14 protein-coding genes are annotated in these 23765 nt (G+C 45.7%); 9 read left to right on the top strand and 5 right to left on the bottom strand.

Going from position 1 to position 23765, the window contains the following annotated elements; all coding sequences use genetic code 11:
- Positions 1-118: 118 nt before the first annotated feature.
- Positions 119-382 (top strand): hypothetical protein, encoded by a 264-nt coding sequence (locus QUA13_RS01820; protein ID WP_333196168.1) that lies wholly within the window; start codon positions 119-121, stop codon positions 380-382.
- A 166-nt stretch (positions 383-548) separates the two neighbouring features.
- Positions 549-1211, top strand: a complete 663-nt coding sequence (locus QUA13_RS01815) for a Uma2 family endonuclease (RefSeq protein ID WP_333196167.1) — start codon at positions 549-551, stop codon at positions 1209-1211.
- 44 nt (positions 1212-1255) lie between these two features.
- On the opposite strand, the gene cofH is transcribed toward QUA13_RS01815, so the two are convergent.
- Complete coding sequence (cofH, locus tag QUA13_RS01810; protein WP_333196165.1) at positions 1256-2416, bottom strand: 7,8-didemethyl-8-hydroxy-5-deazariboflavin synthase subunit CofH; 1161 nt, start codon at positions 2414-2416, stop codon at positions 1256-1258.
- A gap of 124 nt (positions 2417-2540) precedes the next feature.
- Here cofH and QUA13_RS01805 point away from each other — a divergent pair, with 124 nt between their 5' ends.
- From QUA13_RS01805 to QUA13_RS01790, 4 genes are all read left to right on the top strand, one after another.
- Complete coding sequence (locus tag QUA13_RS01805; RefSeq protein ID WP_333196164.1) at positions 2541-3758, top strand: glycosyltransferase; 1218 nt, start codon at positions 2541-2543, stop codon at positions 3756-3758.
- A gap of 80 nt (positions 3759-3838) precedes the next feature.
- Positions 3839-5641, top strand: a complete 1803-nt coding sequence (locus tag QUA13_RS01800; protein ID WP_333196163.1) for a glycosyltransferase family 39 protein — start codon at positions 3839-3841, stop codon at positions 5639-5641.
- A 143-nt stretch (positions 5642-5784) separates the two neighbouring features.
- Complete coding sequence (locus QUA13_RS01795) at positions 5785-7929, top strand: NACHT domain-containing protein (RefSeq protein WP_333196162.1); 2145 nt, start codon at positions 5785-5787, stop codon at positions 7927-7929.
- On the top strand, positions 7926-9074 hold the full coding sequence (locus QUA13_RS01790) for an SUMF1/EgtB/PvdO family nonheme iron enzyme (protein ID WP_333196160.1): 1149 nt from the start codon (positions 7926-7928) through the stop codon (positions 9072-9074). The genes QUA13_RS01795 and QUA13_RS01790 overlap by 4 nt, the downstream gene beginning before the upstream one ends.
- 85 nt (positions 9075-9159) lie before the next feature.
- On the opposite strand, the gene QUA13_RS01785 is transcribed toward QUA13_RS01790, so the two are convergent.
- On the bottom strand, positions 9160-9765 hold the full coding sequence (locus QUA13_RS01785) for a DUF3318 domain-containing protein (protein WP_333196158.1): 606 nt from the start codon (positions 9763-9765) through the stop codon (positions 9160-9162).
- 260 nt (positions 9766-10025) lie between these two features.
- Entirely contained in the window at positions 10026-11600 is a 1575-nt protein-coding gene (locus QUA13_RS01780; RefSeq protein WP_333196156.1) for a nucleoside transporter C-terminal domain-containing protein, read from the bottom strand.
- 220 nt (positions 11601-11820) lie between these two features.
- Between QUA13_RS01780 and QUA13_RS01775 the strand changes: the two genes are divergently transcribed.
- On the top strand, positions 11821-12099 hold the full coding sequence (locus QUA13_RS01775) for a hypothetical protein (RefSeq protein ID WP_172186708.1): 279 nt from the start codon (positions 11821-11823) through the stop codon (positions 12097-12099).
- A 100-nt stretch (positions 12100-12199) separates the two neighbouring features.
- On the opposite strand, the gene QUA13_RS01770 is transcribed toward QUA13_RS01775, so the two are convergent.
- Together QUA13_RS01770 and QUA13_RS01765 are read right to left on the bottom strand one after the other, a co-directional pair.
- Positions 12200-12394 (bottom strand): hypothetical protein, encoded by a 195-nt coding sequence (locus tag QUA13_RS01770; RefSeq protein ID WP_333196154.1) that lies wholly within the window; start codon positions 12392-12394, stop codon positions 12200-12202.
- Between the two features lie 157 nt (positions 12395-12551).
- Positions 12552-12689, bottom strand: a complete 138-nt coding sequence (locus QUA13_RS01765; RefSeq protein WP_333196152.1) for a hypothetical protein — start codon at positions 12687-12689, stop codon at positions 12552-12554.
- 148 nt (positions 12690-12837) lie between these two features.
- Here QUA13_RS01765 and QUA13_RS01760 point away from each other — a divergent pair, with 148 nt between their 5' ends.
- Positions 12838-17703 (top strand): CHAT domain-containing protein, encoded by a 4866-nt coding sequence (locus QUA13_RS01760; protein ID WP_333196151.1) that lies wholly within the window; start codon positions 12838-12840, stop codon positions 17701-17703.
- A 682-nt stretch (positions 17704-18385) separates the two neighbouring features.
- Positions 18386-23725, top strand: coding sequence for an ATP-binding sensor histidine kinase (locus QUA13_RS01750; protein WP_333196149.1), 5340 nt, complete (start codon positions 18386-18388; stop codon positions 23723-23725).
- The last annotated feature ends 40 nt before the right edge of the window (positions 23726-23765 follow it).

Genomic DNA, 23765 nt, shown 5'->3' with positions numbered 1-23765 from the left:
CAGCACCAGCTAAGCCACTTGTGCTGTAGGGGAATTGCTGTCTTTTCTTCAACTTGTTATTGTACGCGGTTTTACCGTTACAAAGCATCAAACCTATCCAAAATTATTAGTCAAAGCCATGTTGCAAGATTCATCATCGAACCAAACATCGCCCCAAGTTTTAACCAACCAAACCTTTGAGGGCGATCGCGAAGCAGTCCGTCACGTCATCATCGGTTCGCCGCTGGGGGTACGGCGAACTATCCACCAACTGCACGCATTGCGCTACGCGGAAGCTGTTCGTTGGACTCATCCGATCGCCATTCCCGACAATCGCATCATTATTACACCGGAACAGGGAGAAATCATGAGTCTGTTAGTCAAATTAATCCGGTTGGAATGAAGTTTTAAATGTGCGATCGATGTTTCTAGAATTGAGTCAAAAGTGCGATCGCGAATCTCTTCTCGTTGCCCGTGCTAAACTCAACAGATATATCCAAAAACTCTTGTCGGGTAGGCATCCTGCCTGCCCTTGGCACAAACTTAACAACTAGCTCGCAATTCAGCTTATGATTGTTATCACCCCCGTGCTCAAACCTGTTAGCCAGATTGAGCTTTCTCCCGGCAGTGTCGTAACTATTCCCAATATAAGTTGGCTGGAATTTGAGTCGATTTTGGAGGAATTAGGGGAAAAACGAAGAACCAGAATTGCCTACAGCAACAGTACCTTAGAAATTATGGTTCCCTTACTTGATCGCGAAATTCCGAAAGATTTAATTTCCGATATGGTAAAAAATTTACTCAAGTCAGCGGGCAGAAGATATGAACCTTTTGGTTCTACTACGTTCAAACGGGAAGGTGCAGCAGGAGTTGAACCTGATGCTTGCTTTTATATTCTAAATTATCAGCGGATGATTGGCCACCGCCGACTTTTACCGGACGATCCGCCGCCCGATTTGGCAATTGAGACGGATGTTACTTCTAAAACTACGATCGATGCCTATAAAATTATTGGAGTTCCAGAAGTGTGGGTTTACGACAGCGGCAGACTTCGCATTTATTTGCTGCAAGATGGAGAGTATGTAGAATCGGATATTAGTCCGAATTTTCCAGAAATCGCGATCGCCCAACTGATTCCTGCTACAGTGGAACGTGCTTGGCAGGTGGGAAATTTGCAAGCGCTAGAAGAATTTGAAAGTGCGATCCTCTCCGAGGGCTTCGCTAACGGCTGAACTCGTAGGATGCGTTACGCACTTGGCACTTCGCATCCTAAAAGTTACACAATAGCTGCCAAATTGTCAACCCCTAAAGGTCGATAAATTGTATCTCTTTGCTGATAATCCCGCCCCAAAGAACTAATCGCATTTTGCAAATCTTGGACAGATTGACAACTGCCACCAACTGCACCGGCCATTGTAGTAATGTGCTCTTCCATCAATGTACCGCCGATGTCGTTGCAGCCCCATTTCAGCGCTTCTGTAGCTCCATCTAAACCTAATTTTACCCAACTCGGCTGGTGATTGGAAATCAAATTTCCCAAGAAGATTCTCGATACAGCGGTGAGTAACAATGTATCTGCTAAAATTGGTTGGTCGCGGCCGACTCGACTCCGCAAAGGTGCCGGTGCTTCCTGTCCGACAAATGGTAGTAAAATAAATTCTGTAATGCGTGCTGGATAGTTTTGGTCGATCGCAGTTTGTTGGAGCGATCGCACTTTTTCTAAATGCAAAACCTGCTGTTCGGCCGTCTCAATATGCCCGCAAAGCATCGTACTCGTTGTCGGCAAACCCAGACTGTGAGCAGTTCCCACAATTTCTAACCAAGTTGCCGAATTTAGTTTTTCCGGGCAAATCACCCGTCGCACAGCATCGTCGAGAACTTCCGCCGCAGTTCCCGGCATCGAACCGACTCCCGCATCCCGCAAAGCCGAAATTACATAGCTGAAACTAAGATTATCTTCTCGGGCAATAAACTCTATTTCTTGTGGCGAAAAAGCGTGCAAGTGCAACTGAGGAAACTTATCCTTAATAATTTTTACCAATTGCAGATAATAAGGCAAAAATTCTCCGTTGAGCTTAGCTTGAAGATTTAAGCCCCCCTGCATACAAATTTCCGTTGCATCCCGCTGCACTGCATCAGTTGCCTTTTCCTGAATTTGGGCTGAATCTAACCAAAAAGCGCCCTCATCTCCCTCATCGCGGCGGAATGCACAAAAACTGCAATGCTGCTCGCAAATATTGGTGAAGTTAATATTGCGGTTGATAACGTAGGTGACAGTATCCCCTGATTGTCGGCGGCGGAGCAAGTCAGCGGTTGTTTGAATAGAAGCTCGCGCGTCTGGATCTCTTTGCTGCAAAAGTACCAAAGCCTCTGCGGTAGAGATGTTGTAACCTTGTAAAGCTCGATCGAGAATTGCATCCACAGTTTTCTTTTTCACTCAACTACATAATTACTGACTAGAATAAAGACATTTTTATATTTTAACAATCAATTATAGAGGAACGATATTTTAAAATCTCAAGTAATACCAAACCATCCTTGACTTTCTGGGAACTGAAATTATGGGCATCAACCAAGAAAATCAGGTCTTGCCAGTGCCGTCGGGGCCTTTGCAAATTCCTGCTTTACAGACTTTCGGTTCAACTTTTACAAACGCGCGCACACCGGGAATTTATTTGTCCCTCGTCATTCCTACCTACAACGAGTGCAAGAATATCAAGAGTATTGTGGAACAATTGACTCGATTGCTCGATGGCATCATTCCCGGCGACTACGAATTAATTGTAGTCGATGACGACAGCCCCGATCGCACCTGGGAAGTCGCCCTGTCCCTGACACCGGAATATCCGCAATTACGGGTGATGCGCCGGGAAGAGGAGCGGGGACTTTCCACAGCGGTAATTCGCGGGTGGCAGGCGGCTCGGGGCGAGGTTTTGGGCGTCATCGATGCCGACTTGCAGCATCCCCCGGAGACGCTGTTGCAGCTTTTAGCAGAAATTCAGCGGGGAGCAGATTTGGCCGCTGCGAGCCGTCACGTTGGCGAGGGCGGGGTGAGCGACTGGAGCCTTGTCAGGCGATTTTTATCGCGGGGTGCTCAAACTTTGGGATTAATTATACTGCCGGGAGTCGTGGGCCGAGTTTCCGATCCGATGAGCGGGTATTTTATGGTGCGCCGCAGTTGCATAGCCGGCAAAATCATGAATCCTGCAGGTTACAAAATATTGATTGAAGTGCTCGCCAGGGGGGAGATCCGCTGGATTGGAGAAGTTGGTTACGTGTTTCAGGAGCGACAAGAAGGCGAGAGCAAAGTTACTTGGAAACAGTATATTGAGTATTTGCGGCACTTGCTCAGATTGCGCTTTGCCCGCTGGCCGGTGGGCCGATTCCTGCGGTTTGGCGTGGTTGGTTTCAGTGGCGTGTTTGTGGATATGGGAGTTTTTTACCTGCTGCGGACTGTCCTCGGTTTGGGGCTGACTCGCAGTGCAATCTTTTCTGCTGAAGTGGCAATTATCAATAATTTTTTGTGGAACGATTTGTGGACTTTTCGCGATATTTCTAAGCGGCAGCCTGGAAAGCGCCAGGGCTTGAAACGGCTGTTGAAATTTAATGCGATTTGTTTGATCGGCTTGATGATGAATGTGCTGCTGGTGAATGTGCTGTTTAATGTTTTTAAGGTAAACGATTATTTGGCTAAGTTGATTGCGATCGCAACTGTGACTCTGTGGAATTTTTGGATCAATATGAAGCTGAGTTGGCGGGTGACGGACGTTCAAAAATAGTTTGGAGTTTGGCGAGTTGTTAGTTGTTATTGGAACTGACAACTCACCACTGCAAACTGCAAACTGCAAACTGCCTTTAGATGACTGAATTAATGATTAATAAAAAACAACTGTTGTTGCTATTTCTGTGGACGGCGATCGCCTTTATTTTGCGCTTTGCCAATTTGGACTCGAAACCGCTGTGGACAGACGAGTTTTCCACTCTAGTGTTTAGTTTGGGCAACAGTTTTCGCGGTGTGCCGATCGATCGCGCGATCGATCTTTCTACATTATTACAACCGCTACAATTGCGCCCCGATGCTGACACTGCCGACGTGCTCCGCAATTTGCTGCTAGAAAGCAACCATCCACCAGTGTATTTTATGCTCGCCCACTGGTGGATGCGGTTGTTTGGGCCTTCAGAGGATAGTTTAGTTTGGATAGGGCGAGCTCTTCCTGCATTATTGGGCGTGATTTCAGTTCCAGCTATTTACTTTTTGGGCAAGTTTGCTTTTAATTCTCGTTTAGTCGGTCAATGTGCGGCCGCAATGATGGCAGTTTCTCCCTACGGCATTTATCTCGCTCAAGAAGCTCGCCATTACACTTTAGGAATTTTATTAGTTATTGCCTCTCTTTTTTGCTTGACAGTAGCTGTCAAAAAGCTGCAAAATCGCGCTCCTATGCCTGTTTGGGTGTTGTTGATTTGGGTAGTCATTAACTGTCTGGGAATTGCCGTTCACTACTTTTTTACACTGACTTTGTGTGCCGAAGCAATAGCATTAATTGCTGTAATCTGGCACCAGTTTAATGAAAAATTGCCAATTTCCAACAGCCACCAGCCCAATATTTGGCAATTTAAAATCATCTGGCGGTTTTTCGCAGTAGCGATAGGTACTTTAGCTGGCGGTTTAGTTTGGCTGCCGGTATTTTTGTCAAACAAGTACGGCAGCGAACTAACTAATTGGATTGTCAGCGGCGATCGCACATTTATAGATTGGATCGGGCCGATTTTTCAAGCTTTAGCTGGATGGATCACTGTCATGTCTCTGCTGCCCGTTGAATCGCCAAATTTGGCAGTAGTAGTTGCATCGGCGATCGCAATGGCAATATTTTTGATCTGGGCGCTTCCTCTGCTGAGAGGCGCTCTTAAAACTTCATTAAAAACAACTAATACTCGTTTAGGTACTGTTATTTTCGGCGGATTTGTGCTAGGAGCAATTTTCCTATTTTTCAGCTTTGCATATATTCTCGGGATTGACCTAACTCGCGGCGCTCGATACAATTTTGTCTACTTTCCGGGGGCGATATTACTGTTAGGAGCAACCTTGGCAGTTATTTTTAACACACCTACAATAAAAAGTAAATGGTTTAATTTACCTGCTGTGGAAATGGCTGGCAAAAAAGCAGTTCTGCTAATTTTAGCAATGGGTTTTTTTAGCGGTGTGACAGTAAATTCCAATCTCGGCTATCGCAAATATTACAAACCAGACCTTTTAATTCCGATTATCCGCGAAGTCTCGAAAGTTCCCGTGTTAATTGCTACTACTCAAAAGACTCATGTAGAAATAGGAGAGTTGATGGGGATAGGGTGGGAATGGGAAAGAAGTTCGGCAACGGATTTTGTAGCGGATGTAACGGATGTAACGGATGTTAGGAATAAAGAAGAAGTTAAAGCCTTTGATTCTCCGCTGTTTCTTTTGGCTAATCTGAGAAGGGATGCGCCGGAAATAGCGGCAGGGACACTTTATAAAACACTCAGTCAATTAGAACGCCCGCTAGATTTGTGGCTGGTTAATTTTCGCGCACCTGTTAATTTAGCAGCACAGAAATGCCAGCTTGAGTCGCGCGATTTGCCTGCGGTGGATGGGTATGAATATCAAGTTTATCACTGTTCCAAGTCATAGGTAAGTCTTAGGGGATGGATCGGGCGATCGACAAATCTACTTCGGAAAGATCGCACATCAGCCATAAATAACATCTATTGCTAACGATCGATCGCTACGATCGCCTAAACTGGGAAACAACAGGCTTTTAAATGCGATCGCTTATGTCCAGATTTATACAAAATTGGCTGCTACCATTGCTATTGATACTCAGTAATGGTTTCTTGGGTTGGCTGATCAACCAACTGCCCGGTAAACAGGACTTAAAAATTGAAGACCCTATAATAATCTTACTGACAGTAGTGTGTCTATTGGCACTTTTTATCCTCGGTGCTATATCCAGTCAGTCTCAGGCGAGTGCAACGCCTGCAAATCAAAATTGGCTTGTTGGTTTTTTACCCCTGCTGGGAGGTGGCATCCTTTTCGCACTCTTGAAGGGGAACCACCTAGCCGCCGAATTCAACTCAGCAGTTTTTTATACATCTCTCATTCTGTTTGGTTTGGGGGCTGTGCTCCCGCCTGTAATGCTTTTACCGAGACAATGGCAGAACAGGTTGGTATGGTTGCCGCCCGGTTTGGGACTGGCGGTAATGTTGTATTTCATACTGAGGGGCGAATGGACAGCAGCGTTTTTGGCTTTGGTTGTGACTGTAATTTTGATGTTGTTTATCCAGGCCATTAAGTTTCTCATCCCAGTTACGAACCAACTTGCACCGAAGTTTAGAACAAAGAGACAGCAACTTGCAGATAGTGTTGCAGACGGGATTTGGAATAAAATTGAAGATTCAACCTCACCTTTTCAGCGGGAATATTACCAGGGTTTGACTTATATCTGTCGAGACTATCAAACACAGGGATTGGATAGAGACCGAACCCTGCCTTTGCAAAAGGTATTTGTGCCACTCAAAATTGCTGCAACAGAAGCAGCGAATACAAGCCACAAAATGATTCAGCCAGTCCAGGATGAAAGAAATAACTCAAATGAAACACAAATTTGGAATTTTTTAGCAGCAATAGATAAGAATCCGGCATTTCGGCGCATGGCAGTTTTGGGCGCACCCGGTTCCGGGAAAACTACCCTTTTGAGATATTTAACGCAGACTTATGCCACACAGCAACAGTGGAAAGTGCATCCGAAAGCGCCGCAACTGATTCCGATATTGTTGTATCTCCGAGATGTGCGTCAGGAAATTGTGAATAATAATCAACTCACTCTGGCAGAGTTAATTACTCAGCAGGTACAGCAGCAGCAGCAAAAATATCAACTGGAGAATCCACCGCCTAACTGGTTTGCCGAAAGAATACGTCAAAACCAATGTTTGGTAATGTTAGATGGATTGGATGAAGTGGCAGATGAAACCCTGCGCCAGCAAGTAAGTCGTTGGGTAGACGAACAGATGCAGACATACCCGGATACGGCTTTTATCTTAACCTCTCGACCTTTTGGCTATAAAACTGCGCGGTTGCAACAAGATGTGACTGTCTTAGAAGTGCAACCATTTAGCCTGAAACAAATGGAACAGTTTATTGGTAGCTGGTATTTGGAAACAGAGGTGATAAGTCACGCTGGGCAAGATGATGCGGGAGTGCGGGGAGACGCTAAAGAAAAAGCAGATGATTTAATTAAGCGGATTAAGAATAGCAAACCTCTGGCGGACATGGCGGTGAATCCTTTGCTGCTAACAATGATTGCCACAGTTCACCGTCGCGGTAGTGCCTTGCCAGGAAAACGGGTAGAACTTTACAAAGAAATTTGCCAGGTTTTACTAGAAAGGCGACAAAGAGCTAAAAATATTGCCGATGCGCTAACAGCGACGCAAAAGCAATCTGTTCTGCAAGTGCTGGCATTGGAATTAATGCAGCAGAAAACTCGTGAGTTCAACCTATCCGATGGAATTGATAGGATTACAGACAAATTGGCAGATGTAGCAGGCAGTGGGGCGAATGCAGAGGAATTTATTCAGCAAGTTCGGGATGTGAGTGGGTTGTTAGTGGAAAAAGAAGTAGGCGTTTATGAATTTGCTCACTTGAGTTTCCAGGAATATTTAGCAGCGGTTCAGATTAAAGAATCGAACCAAGAGAGTATGTTGATCGGAAATATTCACCAATCTTGGTGGGCTGAAACCATCCGTCTTTATGCAGCACAGAGTAATGCTAGCAATCTGATTCGTGCAGTCTTGGTGATGCCATCTCCATCGGTTGAGGTAATGGCACTCGCCTATGATTGCTTGGACGAGGGGTTGAGTGTAAATCCAGATGTTCGGCAACAACTGGAACAAAGGTTAAACGCAGATTTGGAAAGTCGATGACAGCAAGATTCATTTTAGCAGCTAATGTTTTGTTATCCCGGCGTCTGCAAAATTTGCTGCGGATTGATGAGAATGTCGAAATTGACATGAGTTACATCACCTGCGCCGAATATCAGCTTTTTATTTATGAGAAGTTGAAAGGAGCTGAACATCGTCAACCTGACCAGTGGACAAGTTACAGCTTTCCGCCAGGAGATGCCAAAAAGCCTATTACTGGAGTACGGGCTAGTGATGCTGAGGAGTTTTGTGAATGGTTAACTCAGCAGCAATTTGCATTGGGATTTAAATACAGACTGCCCACTTTAGCTGAAGTAGAGGATTATCCAGTTACAGAAAAACAAGTAGGATGCTGGTGTTTTGATGGAGAACAGCGAATCATTGTAGGAATAGAAACTCAACAGCAGCAATCTTGGGAACAGGAATTAGCTGAGGTTTTGGCTCTCAACCGCCTCCTCCAATTCTACCGTCTCCTCAAATACTACCGCGACCTCAAACCCGACCTCTACCGCGACCTCAAACCCGACTTCAACCGCGACCTCAACCGCGACCTCAACCGCGACCTCAACCGCGTCCTCTACTGCGACCTCTACTGCGATCTCTACTGCGACCTCAACCGCGTCCTCAACTCCGACCTCAACCTGTTCCTCAACCGCGACCTCAACCTTCTCCTCAACTACGATCTCAACTTCATCCTCTACCGTGACCACGAACTCGTCCTTACACTCGTCCTCAAGCGCGACCTCAATCACGACCTTTACCGCGACCTCTACCGCAACCTTCACCGCGACCTCAACTGCGACCTCAACCGCGACCTCAACCGCGTCCTCAACCGCGACCTTGAAGCCGAGTTTAAAGCCATTGAAACAAGCAAAAGCAGTAATTTCCTTTTATACTTTCCTCTGCTTTCTATTCTTGTTATCTATCGTTTATTGTCAGTAACTTATGAGGTAATCTCCCAAAATAAAGAGGCGCTCAATACAATTGAGTTAAGCGGTCAAGAAAGTGAAGCTATTAGTCGTAAGTATGTAGAGAGTCTCAATGAAATCTACCCACTTTATGTTTATTTGGTATTACTAGATGAGCGACAAGCGGGTCGGATACCAGCATGGGAGAGTATTCGGATTGTCAGGGAAAAAGTTGAGTAGCAGATATAGCGCCTGGATAGTAGGGACACAACAGTGTTGTGTCCTTTGGCTGCGGAACACAGGATTGTTTGTGAAATAGTATTTTCTAATCTTGTCTGACACTATCGGGTACGCCCACCGCCGAAATACCCGATATTGCCTTTAAGTTTTGACACCGAATCAACTCATTAAAATCCAAACTGCGCCCTTCAATTTGCGCCACAGCCTCGATCGCCCCAAGCAAATGTCCGGCCGCTTCCGCTTCGTTGTAACCGCGCCTTCCCGCGACTCTAATCGCCCCTTCGTCAGCATCTAACTCTACTTGGGAACTGCGGTTGTCGCGCCAAATTCGAGTCATGGCGAGTCCCGTCAAACCGCCCGCGATCGCAGTGCCGATCGCATCTCCCTGCAACAATTCTACAACAGTCCCGACAAGTCCCGCCAGAGCCGCACCTTGATAAATATCCGGTTTAAACCACTTAACATTGCATACAAAACTCACATTCCGCAATAGCAGTAAATCCCGCTGCGGCTTAGATAGCAGCCGCCACAAATCAAAATTAATATAAATCGGGCGAGATTGATTCCAAGGTAAAGGAAAATCGCATTCAATTACCGTTGATTGTTGTGGCTTATTAATAATTTTACACGTCATGCGGCCGGAAGCGGGCATCACATCTAACAGGCGGCGAATTTCTGGTTCGGGATTCATAAATTTTGGGGTAATTAGTAACTGGTAATTGCATCTAGATAAAAAACAATAATATTGGTCAGGGTCTCGTAGCGGCTGGTTTTACCGACAATAATTGTCTAAAACCTACAATCTCGTAAACCCGCCTTCACCCAAGAGCTGATGCGCTCGAAATCAAAGTTGATGTAGGTTATTGCTTCTGTGGGGGCGGGTTTCTGGAGATTTTTGACGGTAGTTAAATATTGTTTGTCAAACCAGCCCCGACAAGTCAATAGAAGATATTAAGGGTTTTTCTTGGATGCGGGAGAAGGAGATTCTTGAGCTCTGGGAGCTGCTTTTTCGGTATTAGCAGAAGGCTTCGGACTGGCAATTGCTGGGGCAACTGACGGCTTTGAATTCGCGGTTGGGGATGCCGATGATTTTGGAGAATCAGGGGCTGTTAGCGGGGCAGCAGGGGCTGTTTTAGCGCCTAAAATGCTGGCGTCTCCGGTGTCGAAGGTGCCGGCGATGCAAGCGATCATCATTGTAGCTAATGTGCCGACAAATAATGCTTTCCAACCGAGTTCGGAAATGTCTTTGCGGCGGGATGGAATTAGGGCGATCGTGCCGCCGACAAATATGCCGACGGAGGCTAGGTGGGCGAAGCCGGAAAGGGCGTAACTGACAATTAAAACTGTACGAGCGCTCACCAGTCCTTTTGCGCCCGCTTCTGCTAAACTTTGATAGGGCGGAATGGCTGTTTCTAACAACCTGCGACCGATAATTACTGACGCTTGCCAAGAGTCGTCTAATGGAACTCCTGTTAATAGCGTCAAAGGATAAAATAAGACTCCCATAATGTTGGCTAAGGTGACAACTTTGAACAAGTCACCAATTGGGCCGGGCAAAATTGCCAGCCAACCAAAGAATTGATTGATTAAGGAAACTAAGCCTAAGATTAAAATCAAAACAGCGGCGATCGCCACTGCCATTTTTACACCGTCCAATGCACCAATTATCGCTGCATCCAAAGGGCTGACTCGTTCGATGGGTTCTCCCCCAACAGTCTCTTGTTTGAATTCTTCGCCGTCCATTTCGGAAATTTCTTCGCCCACAAACTCGCGACCTTTAGGCTTCCGTTCTTCCTTGGGAATGCCGCCCATTGTCAGGGGCACGCCTGTTTCCGGGACTAAGATTTTGGATAGAACAAAACAAGCGGGAATGGCGATAATTGAGGCTGAAACTAAATGCCCTAAAATATTGGGAAAAACTGGCTTGAGAAAACTGACGTAAATTGCTAAAGTTGAAGAAGCGGCCGTCCCAAAACAGCAAGAGAGAATTGCACAAAGTTCGGAACGAGTCATTTTTGGCAAATAAGGCTTGACGACAATTGCCGCTTCAATTCCTACGAAAATATTTGCCGCGCCGCTGAGGGCTTCCGCGCCGCTCAACCGCATTGTCGTATAAAAGATTTTGGCAAAAAGTTCGGTGATAATTTGAATCACGCCGATGTTGTATAGCAAGGCCATGAGGCCCGAAAAAAAGATGACTGTCGGTAAAGCTCGAAAGGCAAAAATATATCCTAAATTAACTGATGGATCTTTACCAGGTATCGGTACAACATTGCTCCCGAATACAAATCTCGCTCCCGCGTCAGCAGCGGTGAACACTCCATCCAGCAAGCCAGTAAACCACTCTAAAGCGATGCGAGTTGGGGGGAACAGGAATACTAAAAATCCTAAGACTAATTGCAGTCCAATGCCCCAGATGATGACGCGCCAAGGTATATACTTGGACTGTCGGTTTTCGGAAAAAATCCAGGCGATCGCACACAAGCCAAAAATACCCAGAAACGAGATAAGATTGTAGATTGACATAAGCCTAGTCCTTGAAATACTTAAGAATGCCGATCGACGGTTTGCACCACATCAGTTATACTATTCATCTGACGGCAAATGCTAAAAAAAATAACGGGCAGATAAATTACGCACTCAACAGCGTACTGATGTCATTGCTTAGGTCGTTCCGAAGTCTGCGGATCTTTAGCAAGCCTTGATTTGCCGTAATTACCAGCAGTTTAGATAGAAACTCTCACACATGGAAGCTTTTGCTCCACATCCTCCTGAATGGACTGCGACGGCGGTTCACGCTAATGAGTTTTGCTGTCCCAAGTGCGGTGCTAGCTGCACTGATGCGGCTGAGGTCTGGATTAATCGCCGATCGCCAGTATACACCGAGTTCAACCGTCGCAAGTGGCAAGAATTTTACCGCTGCCAGTGCGGGGACGTGTGGTGGGCTTGGAGTAATGATAGACCTCCTTCTGAACTTGTGCGTCGCGATGAGATCTCGGATGAGGCGCCGGATGATGATTTTTAGAACGGTGACAGAATTTGCGACTTGCGATTTGCGATTTTATTTAAAATGAGGGTAAGGTGCGCTGCACCCTACATTTAGATAGGCGATCGCCAGTTCTTAACTAATTCAGCACGTCAAGCATTCCATTAACTACGCCTTCCATGACTCTTTCAATTAATCTCAATTCATTTTCGCCGATCGACTCATTTAAGAGCATTGACTGAATTCGCTGTCTGTCATTCCGAGTCAGTTCGCCTGACGAAAATATCTGCTCTACTATTTGTTCAGTTAGAAATGAGTAAGTTGGAGTTTGCATGATTGGTCTCTAAAAGCATCAATATTTTGTTTTTAACTTCATTAGAGGAGCCAGTTATTTTGTGGGTTTTTGCCGTCCCACTCAATCAGTGCTGAAATCATACGACTCTGGGCGGATTTTGTCAAGACACGGGCGGCAGATAAATATAAAATCTGCATTATATTTCCCACATTCTGGTAAGGGGTGGTTTTGGAGTGCGATCGACTGATGCCGTGTGCCTGCAAGGTCGATCGACCCCCGGCGGTGGCAGCGTTCGATCGACCTTTTTAAGTTTATTTGCACTTCGGCGGAACATTACAGCTCAAAAAAAATCCAAACTACAATAGATTTAAATTGGTAATCGGGAATTGGCTTTTCTAACTTCCCTCTTCTTTCCGGCTAATGACTAATGACTAATGATTAATGACTAATGATTAATGACTAATGACTAATGGCTTCCTCCAATGACCTATTTTCCTTCGGCTATAATTTTGACATTAGGTTTTTGGCTGCTACCGCTAGCAGTGCGATCGCAACCTGTCGTTCCGGCAAATGACGGCACTAATACTGTTGTCAACTCCGAGCAAAACCGCACAGACATTAGTGGCGGACAACTGTCAGGAAACGGGACTAATCTTTTTCACAGCTTCAGCCAATTTAATCTCAGCGAAGGTCAAATTGCTAATTTTCTAACTAATCCAAATATTCAAAATATTTTAGGGCGGATTTCCGGCGGCGATGCTTCCGTCATTAACGGTCTGATTTCTGTCACCGGCGGCAACTCTAATTTATTCTTAATGAATCCGGCGGGAATTGTCTTCGGTCAAAATGCTAGATTAAACGTGCCGGGGTCTTTTTTCGCGACAACTGCTACTGGTATTGGTTTCGGCGACCGCTGGTTTAATGCCACCGGAAGTAATGATTACAAAGCTTTACTGGGAAATCCCAATCAATTTAATTTTAATAACTCACAAGTCGGTGCAATTGTCAATGCGGGAAACTTGGCAGTTGGCAGCGGGCAAAGTTTAACTTTGCTCGGTGGCACCGTTATTAATACAGGACAATTATCCGCTCCCAGCGGTCAAATTACTGTGGCTGCTGTTCCGGGAAAAAATGCAGTCCGCATCGGTCAACTCGGCAATTTATTGAGTTTAGAAATTACTCCGTCTTTGCAGTCCGAAACATCTGCGATCGCCCCACAAGCTTTGCCTCAGTTGCTGACGGGCCCCGGCGTAGCATCAGCCACAGGTTTAACGACTAACGAACAAGGTCAATTGGTATTGACTGGCGGCCAAACAGTGCCGATAAATGGGGGAAGTGCGATCGTCTCGGGTTCTGTCAATGTATTCGCCCCTTCAGGGAATGCTGGCGGCACAGTCAATATTTTAGGCGAAAAAGTCGGACTGTTCGGTGCAAATATCGATGCTTCCGGGACGGACGGCGGAGGTACTGTGCGCGTCGGAGGCGGTTGGCGGGGGATGGAACCAGTGCCAAATGCCCAGGTAACTTATGTTAGTCCTGATTCTACGATCGCAGCAAACGCGATCGACCGCGGCAATGGCGGAACAGCGGTAATTTGGTCAGACAATATCACTCGCTTCTTGGGCAATATTACTGCTCGCGGGGGCACTGCCGCAGGTAACGGCGGCAGAGTAGAAGTTTCCGGCAAAAATGCTTTAACTTTCCAAGGAGAGGTCGATACCCGCGCGACTAACGGTGCGATCGGCAATTTGTGGCTCGATCCGGCAAATATTACGATCGTCAGCGGTAACGGCGACAGCAACGCGCGAACGACTGGCGGGGAACTCCAACCGGCACCAGCACCCAATGAAACATACATCCCAGAAGTGCAGTTGGAACAGATGACGGCCGGCAGCAACGTGGTTATAGATACCCCCGGCTACATCACCCTCCAAAACTTGCCCGATAACAAACTTTCCCTGCAAGCGAGAACGGGCGACACAGTAACATTTAGATCGGGCGGAGTGTTTGTTGTCAATGACCCCAAGGACTTAATCGAGACTCAAGGTGGCAACATCAACATTTTCGCCAGCAGCCTCTCTGTTGGCGGGCTTAATGCCAACAGCGGCAATATCGCTCTCACTGCTAACGGCATTGACTTGAGAGGCGGCAGCAATTCGGTAAGCAGTGCGGGGGGAACAATTCGCTTGCAGCCCAACGATAGCCGAGCAATTCGGATCGGTGGCACCGGCGATATTTTGGGCATTTTGGACTTGACGGCAACGGATCTCGGCGCTTTGGCAGGGGATTTTGGTTCGATCGCGATCGGGCGCGAAAACGGTAGCAGCGAGTCGATCGCGATCGTCGCACCCATTACCTTCAACAGCCCGCTGACACTTCAAGGCAGCTCGATCGCGATCGACAATCCCTTGAGCACAAGCGGCAGCGCTAGCTTGACACTCGACGCGCCCCAAACCGATCTCAGCGCCAACATTGCGACATCCGGCGGCGATCTCACTTTTACAGGAAACGCCTCCCTCAATGCTGACGTGGCTTTGAGCGCGGAAGCTAGGGGCAACATTCTGTTCTCCGGTAGCTTAGACGGAGATCGCGCCCTGAGACTCGACGCTCAGCGAGTGCTGTTCGGCGGTACAGTCGGTCAAGCTGCACCGCTGGCGAGTTTGACTGTCAACGCCGGCAGTACCGAGGTTTCGGGCAATATTGCGACATCTGGCGACATGACTTTCAACAGTGCCGTCACAGTCAATCGCAGCGCCGCCCTAGCCGCGACTACCGGCAATATCGCTTTTGCCAATACCCTCGACAGCACCCCGGGCCGAGCTAATAATTTGACGCTGCGCGCTGGCGAGAACATTACTTTTGAGGGCAGAGTCGGTCAAACTCAGAGGTTGGGCCGGCTCTCGGCTGACGCTGCTAGCGTGGCGGCGGCTTCCACAATTGCAGCGCGCAGTTTGAGCGTTAACGCCCGAGAGTCTGCTACCTTCGGGGGGGACAGCACTGCCGCTTTGGGAGCCGATATCAAGGCAGGAAAAGTCCTCTTAGAGGGTAATTTAAGGACGGATGGCGGCAGCGTGAACCTGCAAGCAAGTCGCAAGGTTCGGACTGGCAATATTACCTCGAACGGTGGGAGCATTCGGGTTGAGGGAAATGCGATTGCTGCAGGCGCGATCGACTCGTCGTCAGTGTCGGGAACTGGAGGCGCGATCGCTCTCCAAACCAATGCCGGCTCTTTAACTGCGGGAGCTTTGAACGCTTCGGGGGCGATCGGCGGAAATATTGCTGTCACCTCGAAAGCGGGCATTTCGGCTCTCGATCTCAACTCCAGCAGCACTTCAAACGGCAACGGCGGGGGCGTTTCCCTGAGCGCGACTGGTAACATTCAGTTGGGTTTTGTCAACGCTCAAGGTGGCCCGGGTGGCACTGGCGGCAGCGTTGATGTGACAACCGTCGGTTTGTTTCGCTCGAACAGTGTTTTCAATGATATATCGGGCAATATTTCCAGTATTTCTACTGCCGGAGGTGCGGGGGCGGGGGCGATCGAAATTCGCCACGGAGGCGGTATCGATCGACCGTTTGTAGTTGGCGGCGCGATCGACAATGGAACCACGGGAAGCATTAATGCTGGCGCGGGAAATGCCATTTTGCCCAGTCTTGCTTTTGGGCAAACTTACACCCAGGGAAGTTTACCAAATCAGATTTCCCTAATTACACCGGGCGCGCCCTCTGCTCCTGCACCAATCCCCGAACCAATTCCCGAACCAATTCCCGAACCAATTCCCGAACCAATTCCCGAACCAATTCTCGAACAGCCTCTAGTGACCGTAACTCCCGAGCCGGCACTGTCACTTCCTGCATCTTTGCAAGTAGAATTGCGATCGCAAAATCAAAACAAAAATTTTCCAATTATCCCGAATATTTTCGCTCCTTCTGGCAGAGTAGATACGGGAGGTTCGAGAGTTTTAGAATTCGATCAAATCTTTAGTCGCGAGTACGAAAAATATCTGGAGTTGCCTGCAAGAAAGCCGATTACTAATATAGCGGTAATTTACGAAACTCTTCGCAAAAACGAACAAATTACCGGGGTAAAATCTGCTATTCTTTATATGAATTGGGTAAGCCGATCGGATGCAGCAGCAAAAGAAAATGCTTCGGTACTGGTGGCAAGCCGGGATTTATCTAATCTATTACCTGTGAGGAAAAACCTCACCTCCGGGCACCCTCGCCCCTTAGAAGATAAGTTAGCCCAGAGGTTGGCGCCGCAGGGAACAGAAATTTCCGATGTTCCTAGCGGGGAGCATTTAGAATTAGTGTTAGTCACAGCTAACGCTCAACGGATGCGCGTTTTAGTTCCGGCGACAACGCGGTGGCAGGTGTTGCAATTGGCTGACGCCCTGCAAACGGAAATAACTAATCCCAGAAGAAGAAGCAGCATTAGTTATTTGGATTCTGCTCAAAAACTTTATCGCTGGTTAATTGCGCCAATGGCCGCAGAATTGGCTGCTTTAAATATTGACAATTTAATTGTAATTCCGGCAGCAGGTTTGCGGAGTGTGCCCTTTGCTGCTCTTCATGATGGCAAACAATTTTTAGTTGAGAAATACAGTCTTAGCGTGATGCCGAGTCTGAGTTTGACTGATATTCGCTACGACAATATTGCGGATGATGAAATTTTGGCAATGGGGGCGTCGGTATTTGAAGATAAAGCGCCATTACCAGCGGTACCGACGGAGTTAGAGTCGATCGCGCCGCCCGATCGGGGAAAATCATTTTTGAATCAAGATTTTACTCTCGCGAATTTGCAAGCTCAGCGGGCAAATAGGCCTTTTGGAATCATTCATTTAGCAACTCACAGCGAATTCCAGCCCGGGGAACCGAAAAATTCTTACATTCAGTTGTGGGATACTAAATTGCGCATCGATCAAATGCGGCAGTTGCGGTGGAATGAACCGCCGGTGAATCTGTTAGTTTTAAGCGCGTGCAGTACGGCTTTGGGCGACGAAGAGGCGGAGTTGGGGTTTGCGGGTTTGGCGGTAGCTAGCGGTGCTAGATCCGCTTTGGCGAGTTTGTGGGAAGTCAGCGATGAGGGGACTTTGGGGCTGATGACTGGGTTTTACCGCCAGTTGCGGATGCCGAGAGGTGAGGGCAATTTGATGATTAAAGCCGAGGCTTTGCGGCGCGCGCAATTGGAGATGCTGCAGGGGCGCGTGCGGATTCAAGACGGGATGCTGCGAGTCGAAGGGCTTTCTATGAGTCTAACTTTGCCTCCGGAAATTGCGTCGCGGGGCGATCGAGTGCTTTCGCATCCTTATTATTGGGCCGCCTTCACAATGATTGGCAATCCTTGGTAATGGGGATGTTGAAGGAAGAAGGAAAAAGGGGCTTTGCTGAATCAAGGTATGAATAATGCAGGAATGGGAATATCCTGAAATTTTAGGTAATGTATTTAGGACTTATATCGTTTCCGATGCAACCGGAAATGCTATCAAATGTCTCGAAACTACGATCGCCTAATACGCATCCTCAAACTCCTGACTAAAAGTGGTCAATGGCTGTCCACAGCCAGATTTTGTGTATGTTTTTTCACATAAGTCTGTAATTCATCGAGATCACCGACTTGGGACTCATCATCAGCGATCGATTGACGATCGCATTTAACACAAATGTAGTTATGTTTTCCTTTTTTCTTACCTTTCCTAGGGCTATGGGTTGATTTGCACTCGCTTTCATTGCAGGGTGTATTCCCCCTATTTATACTCTAATTATGCAACGCCCAAATCTCCTATGAAGACTAACGGCGATCGCCCTTCACTCTGTTCTGCCTGCTTTTGGAGGAAGCTGTGGAGCGATCGGACTCCTAACCTAAATATTTATTTGTACTTTTTTGAAGAAATGTAAAAAATAATAATTTTTAGTTAAAAATTATTATTTTGCTTAAAGTGCAGGCTAGTCTTTATATTAGAGGATACATCTACTTACAAATTGAGAATTGCTAAAAAAAATGTGTATTAATTATTAAAAGAGGCTGCAAGGATGATTAACTTAGCCGGCTACGAAATTACCAACCAAATTCATGAAAGTAACAATTCTTTAGTTTACCGAGGACTGAGAAAGCAAGATAACCAACCAGTCATTCTCAAATTCCTCAAGCAAGATTATCCGATGCCAGCTTCGTTAGTCAGATACAAGCAGGAATACGAAATTACACGCAATCTTAACCTAGACAGTGTGCCTAAAACCTACAGCTTAGAAAGATACCAGAACAGTTTGGTTATTATTTTCGAGGATTGTGGTGGACAATCACTAAAGCAGGGGTTGGCTTCTCAAAAACTTACCTTACAAGAGTTTTTGTTAACAGCTATCAAAATAACCAAGGCTTTAGGCGAAATCCATCAACATAACATTATTCATAAAGATATCAACCCCAGCAATATTATTATTAACTCAACAACAGGGCTAGTCCAAATCATAGATTTTGGCATCTCTACTGTCTTATCGCGTGAGAATCCTACCCTAAAAAATCCTAATGTTTTAGAAGGCACTCTGAGCTATATATCGCCGGAACAAACAGGCAGAATGAACAGAGCGATCGACTACCGCACAGATTTTTACTCGTTAGGAGTCACTTTTTACGAACTGCTAACGGGGCAACTGCCATGCGATTACAACGATGCAATGGAATTAGTCCACTGTCATATTGCTAAACAAGCAGTACCGCCCCATGAAATCAATGCAGAAATTCCTAAAGCGGTTTCTGATATTGTAATGAAACTGTTAGCAAAAACTGCTGAAGCCAGATACCAAAGTGCTTGGGGAATTATCGCCGATTTAGAAGAATGCCTGCAACAATTACAAACTAAGGGAAGTATTGCAGATTTTGCGATCGCCCAAAAAGATATTGCAGATAAGTTTCAAATCCCCCAAAAACTCTATGGTAGAGAACGCGAAATAGAAACCTTATTAGCAGCCTTCCAGCGCGTCAGCAATGGCACAACAGAAATTATGTTAGTGTCTGGTTACTCAGGCATTGGTAAATCAGCCTTAGTGCAAGAAGTTTATAAACCGATTACTAAGGCAAGCGGTTATTTTATTGCCGGGAAATTCGACCAATTTCAACGCAATATTCCTTACTCAGCTATTGTTAAAGCTTTTGGGTACTTAGTCAAGCAACTCTTAACTGAAAGCGAAACGCAACTGGGCGCCTGGAAAGAAAAACTTTTAGCGGCGTTTGGTGATAACGGTCAAATCATTATAGATGTCATTCCCGACGTAGAATTCATTGTTGGCAAACAGCCACCCGTCCAAGAGTTAGGTGCTACGGAAGCGCAAAATCGTTTTAATTTAGTATTTCAAAAATTTATCCGGGTGTTTTGTTCAGTCGAGCATCCCTTAGTCATTTTTCTAGACGATTTGCAATGGGCTGACTCTGCTACTCTGAAACTGCTGCAAGTAATGATGGCAGATGAAGAAACAAAATACTTATTTCTAATGGGTGCTTATCGAGATAACGAAGTGAGCCAGACGCATCCCTTAATCATGACTCTGGAGGCGCTGCAAAATCAAGGCGCGACTATTAACCACATTACCTTAACTCCCTTAGATATCGAACATATTACTAACTTGATAGCTGATACTGTGCGGAGGGATAGAGGCTCAGTCATCCTCCTAGCTGAGTTAGTCGTCGGTAAAACTCAAGGCAATCCTTTTTTTGTCAATCAGTTTCTCAGAACTCTCTATGAAGAAAACCTCCTGCTTTTTAATTCTGAGCAAAGAAACTGGGATTGGAATATTTCAGAAATTGAAGCCGTAGGGATTACCGATAACGTCGTTGAGTTGATGGTCGGTAAATTGAGAAAAATGCCAGCTTCCACTCAGCAGGTTTTACGGTTAGCCGCTTGTGTGGGCAATAGTTTTGACTTAAATACTCTCTCGATTGTCAACGAAAAATCTACCGCTGAAACCTTTCAACAGCTATTGCCAGCCATCCAAGATGGATTAATTTTAGCCACTTCTGAACTCGGCGTAACAGAAGAAGAAATCGTTAAATCTCATCTGGTCATTACTACTTATAAGTTTTTGCACGATCGCGTCCAACAAGCAGCTTATGCTCTGATTGAGGAAACTTCTAAAAAAACAGTTCATTTGCAAATAGGTCGGCTGCTGTGGCAAAATACCTCGCCAGAGAAACGAGCGGAAGAGATATTTGCGATCGTCGATCATTTGAATTTAGGAATTGAACTCATTAGTGATGAATCCGAACGAACTGAAATTGCAAAACTTAATTTAACCGCAGGTCAAAAAGCTAAAGCAGCAACGGCTCATGCTGCGGCTACCCAATATTTGCAAGCAGGTTTGGGACTGCTAGCAAATTCTAGCTGGACTCATCATTACGAACTGACATTAGCACTACATACCGAAGCAGCAGAGGCAGCATTTCTGAGTGGTGACTTTGACCGGATGCAGAAATTAGCTGAGGTCGTGCAAAACTGTGCCAAAAACCTATTGGAAAAAATAAAAGTCTATGAAGTCCAGATTCAAGCTTCCGTGTCGCAGAAAAAGCTACTAGAAGCCGTTAATACAGCGTTAGAAGTTTTAAAGCTGTTAGGGGTGGAGTTTCCCTCTCAGCCAAACCCGTCAGATATTGGGCAAGCACTGGGGGAAACGGCGGCAATTTTGAAGGGGAAGCGAATTGAGGATTTAAGTGACCTGCCTCAAATGACAGATCCCTATAAACTAGCAGCTATGAGACTTATATCAAGTATCTTTGCTCCTGCATACATTGCTGCTCCACAACTGTTGCTCTTGACGGTGTGCAAACAAGTAGATTTATCCGTCCAATATGGTAATGCTTCTGTTTCTCCCTTTGCTTATGCCAATTATGGTTTTCTTCTTTGTGGAATTGTGGAGGATATTGATTCGGGTTATCAGTTCGGTCAATTAGCTTTAAGTCTCTTGTCAAAGTTGAATGCTCAAGAAATCAAAGCCAAGACAGTTGTCATTGTAAATATATTTACTCGACATTGGAAAGAGCATCTGAGAGAAACCTGCGAGCCTTTAGTGTCTGCTTACTCTAGCGGAATAGAGACAGGAGATTTAGAATATGCAGGCTTTAGTCTAATACATTCCTCCTGTGCAGCTTACTATAGTGGCAAAGAACTGACTGTGCTGGACAGAGGAATAGCAATTAACAGAGATGCTATTTATAATGTCAAGCAAGAAATAGCGCTTAATTATATAGAAATCAATTGGCAAGCTATATTAAATTTGTTGGGAAAAAGCGAAAAATCTTGCATTCTGAAGGGTGAAGCCTGTGATGAGGAGCTGAAGTTGCCATTATACCAGCAGGCAAAGGACAAATCGGCAGTTGCATACATATATTTGAACAAAATTTACCTTTGTTATTTGTTTGAAAATTACTCCGAAGGCATTGAAAATACTGCTATAGCAGAGAAGTATTTAGATGCAATGGTAGGATTGCCAGTTATTCCTATCTTCCATTTTTACGATTCTTTGATGCGGTTGGCCGTGTATTCTGATACTCCACAGTCAGAGCAACAGGGCATTCTTGACAGAGTACAAGCTAATCAAGAGAAAATGCAGAAATGGGCGCATCATGCCCCAATGAATTATTTGCACAAATTCTATCTAGTAGAGGCAGAACGGTATCGGGTTTTAGGGGAAAAAATCGAGGCAATGGAAATGTACGAGAAAGCGATCGCTCTGGCTAAAGAAAACGAATACATCAACGAAGAAGCACTCGCTCACGAACTGGCAGCAAAATTTTACTTGTCATGGGGCAAAGACACGATCGCCCAAGTTTATATGCAAAACGCTCATTATAGCTACCAAGCTTGGGGCGCTATAGCTAAAGTTAAATATTTAGAAGAAAAATACCCCCAATTCCTAGCTATAACCTCAGCCAAAACCACAATTCAAACGAACGTTAACACAACAACCAATGCGCCTACTACCACTAGCACTAATTTGGGAGATACGCTAGATTTAGCCACAGTAATGAAAGCTTCTCAAGCGATTTCAGGTGAAATTGTTTTGAGTAAGTTGCTGGAAAGGTTGATGAAGATTGCGATCGAAAATGCAGGTGCTGAAAAAGGATTTTTAATTTTAGAAAAAGGGGGAAACTGGGCGATTGAGGCTGAAGGTTCCGTTAAGAAAGATGAAGTTAGCGTGCTGCGATCGCTTCCCCTCAATGCAGAAGCTGCTTCTGGGGAAACGCCAAAACTGGCAAGTGCGATCGCCCACTACGTCATCCGCACCCAGGAAAACGTGGTTTTAAATAACGCCACCCAAGAGGGACAATTTACCCGCGATCCTTATATTGCAGCCACTCAACCGAAATCAATTCTCTGCACTCCTCTGCTGCACCAAGGCAAACTGACAGGCATTCTTTACCTAGAAAATAACTTGACAGAAGGAGCTTTTACTACAGATAGGCTAGAACTGTTAAAATTGTTATCAGCCCAAATAGCCATTTCCATTGAAAATGCCCAACTCTACAATAACTTGCAGGAGTTCAATCAAAACTTAGAGCAATTAGTGTGCGATCGCACCCACGAATTATCCAACACGCTGGATGCTTTAAAAGCGACTCAAAGTAAGCTAGTGGAATCTGAAAAAATGGCCTCGCTGGGAGGATTAGTTGCAGGCGTCGCCCACGAAATTAATACTCCCATCGGAGTTGGTGTCACCGTTGCGTCAGCTTTGGCAGAACATACCACAGAATTTGCTTCTACTTATAAGAGTGGCAAAATGAAGCGATCCGAACTAGAAGAATTTTTGGATATAGCCACCCAAAGCAGCAACACCCTTCTAACTAATCTAAATCAGGCAGCAGCATTGATTCAGAGCTTTAAAGAAGTGGCAGTCGATCGATCGAGCGAAGAACGACGAACTTTCTTGGTAAGAGATTATCTTGAGGAAATTTTAATCCAATTAAAACCAAAATTGAGAAATAGCAAACATTCGATCGAAATTAAGGGAGACACCAAAATGGCCCTAGATTCTTATCCAGGTGCATTATCCCAAGTTGTCACAAATTTGCTGATGAACTCTCTGATTCACGCTTACGAACCGGGCGGTACTGGAAAGCTGGCTTTTGATTGGCAGCAAGAGGGCGATCGACTTAGATTTGAATATTCCGATGATGGTCAAGGCATTCCCTCAGAAAATTTGAGTAAAATTTTCGAGCCCTTCTTTACTACCAAACGCGGTCAGGGTGGTAGCGGGTTGGGATTGCATATTGTCTACAATTTAGTTACCCAAAAACTTCTGGGTGAAATAGAATGTAAAAGTGAGGTCGGGGTCGGCACAAAATTTATTATTAAGCTACCCGTCCAAATTGATTCAACACCGTAGTTTCCTAAATTAAAACATCAGTAACGCAGAAAGGTGAGCA

It is taken from the genome of Microcoleus sp. S28C3, from assembly GCF_036700785.1.
GTDB classification, from domain to species: domain Bacteria; phylum Cyanobacteriota; class Cyanobacteriia; order Cyanobacteriales; family Microcoleaceae; genus Microcoleus; species Microcoleus asticus.
This window is presented reverse-complemented; position numbering and strand designations above follow the sequence as displayed.

Bases quoted from the DNA above. Each gene is read 5' to 3' on its own strand.
- QUA13_RS01775 (WP_172186708.1), top strand. From the start codon at position 11,821: ATGGAAGCTTTTGCTCCACATCCTCCTGAATGGACTGCGACGGCGGTT.
- QUA13_RS01750 (WP_333196149.1), top strand. From the start codon at position 18,386: ATGATTAACTTAGCCGGCTACGAAATTACCAACCAAATTCATGAAAGT.
- QUA13_RS01815 (WP_333196167.1), top strand. From the start codon at position 549: ATGATTGTTATCACCCCCGTGCTCAAACCTGTTAGCCAGATTGAGCTT.
- QUA13_RS01800 (WP_333196163.1), top strand. From the start codon at position 3,839: ATGACTGAATTAATGATTAATAAAAAACAACTGTTGTTGCTATTTCTG.
- QUA13_RS01790 (WP_333196160.1), top strand. From the start codon at position 7,926: ATGACAGCAAGATTCATTTTAGCAGCTAATGTTTTGTTATCCCGGCGT.
- QUA13_RS01770 (WP_333196154.1), bottom strand. From the start codon at position 12,394: ATGCAAACTCCAACTTACTCATTTCTAACTGAACAAATAGTAGAGCAG.
- QUA13_RS01780 (WP_333196156.1), bottom strand. From the start codon at position 11,600: ATGTCAATCTACAATCTTATCTCGTTTCTGGGTATTTTTGGCTTGTGT.
- QUA13_RS01820 (WP_333196168.1), top strand. From the start codon at position 119: ATGTTGCAAGATTCATCATCGAACCAAACATCGCCCCAAGTTTTAACC.
- QUA13_RS01785 (WP_333196158.1), bottom strand. From the start codon at position 9,765: ATGAATCCCGAACCAGAAATTCGCCGCCTGTTAGATGTGATGCCCGCT.
- QUA13_RS01765 (WP_333196152.1), bottom strand. From the start codon at position 12,689: ATGTTCCGCCGAAGTGCAAATAAACTTAAAAAGGTCGATCGAACGCTG.
- QUA13_RS01795 (WP_333196162.1), top strand. From the start codon at position 5,785: ATGTCCAGATTTATACAAAATTGGCTGCTACCATTGCTATTGATACTC.
- QUA13_RS01805 (WP_333196164.1), top strand. From the start codon at position 2,541: ATGGGCATCAACCAAGAAAATCAGGTCTTGCCAGTGCCGTCGGGGCCT.
- QUA13_RS01760 (WP_333196151.1), top strand. From the start codon at position 12,838: ATGACCTATTTTCCTTCGGCTATAATTTTGACATTAGGTTTTTGGCTG.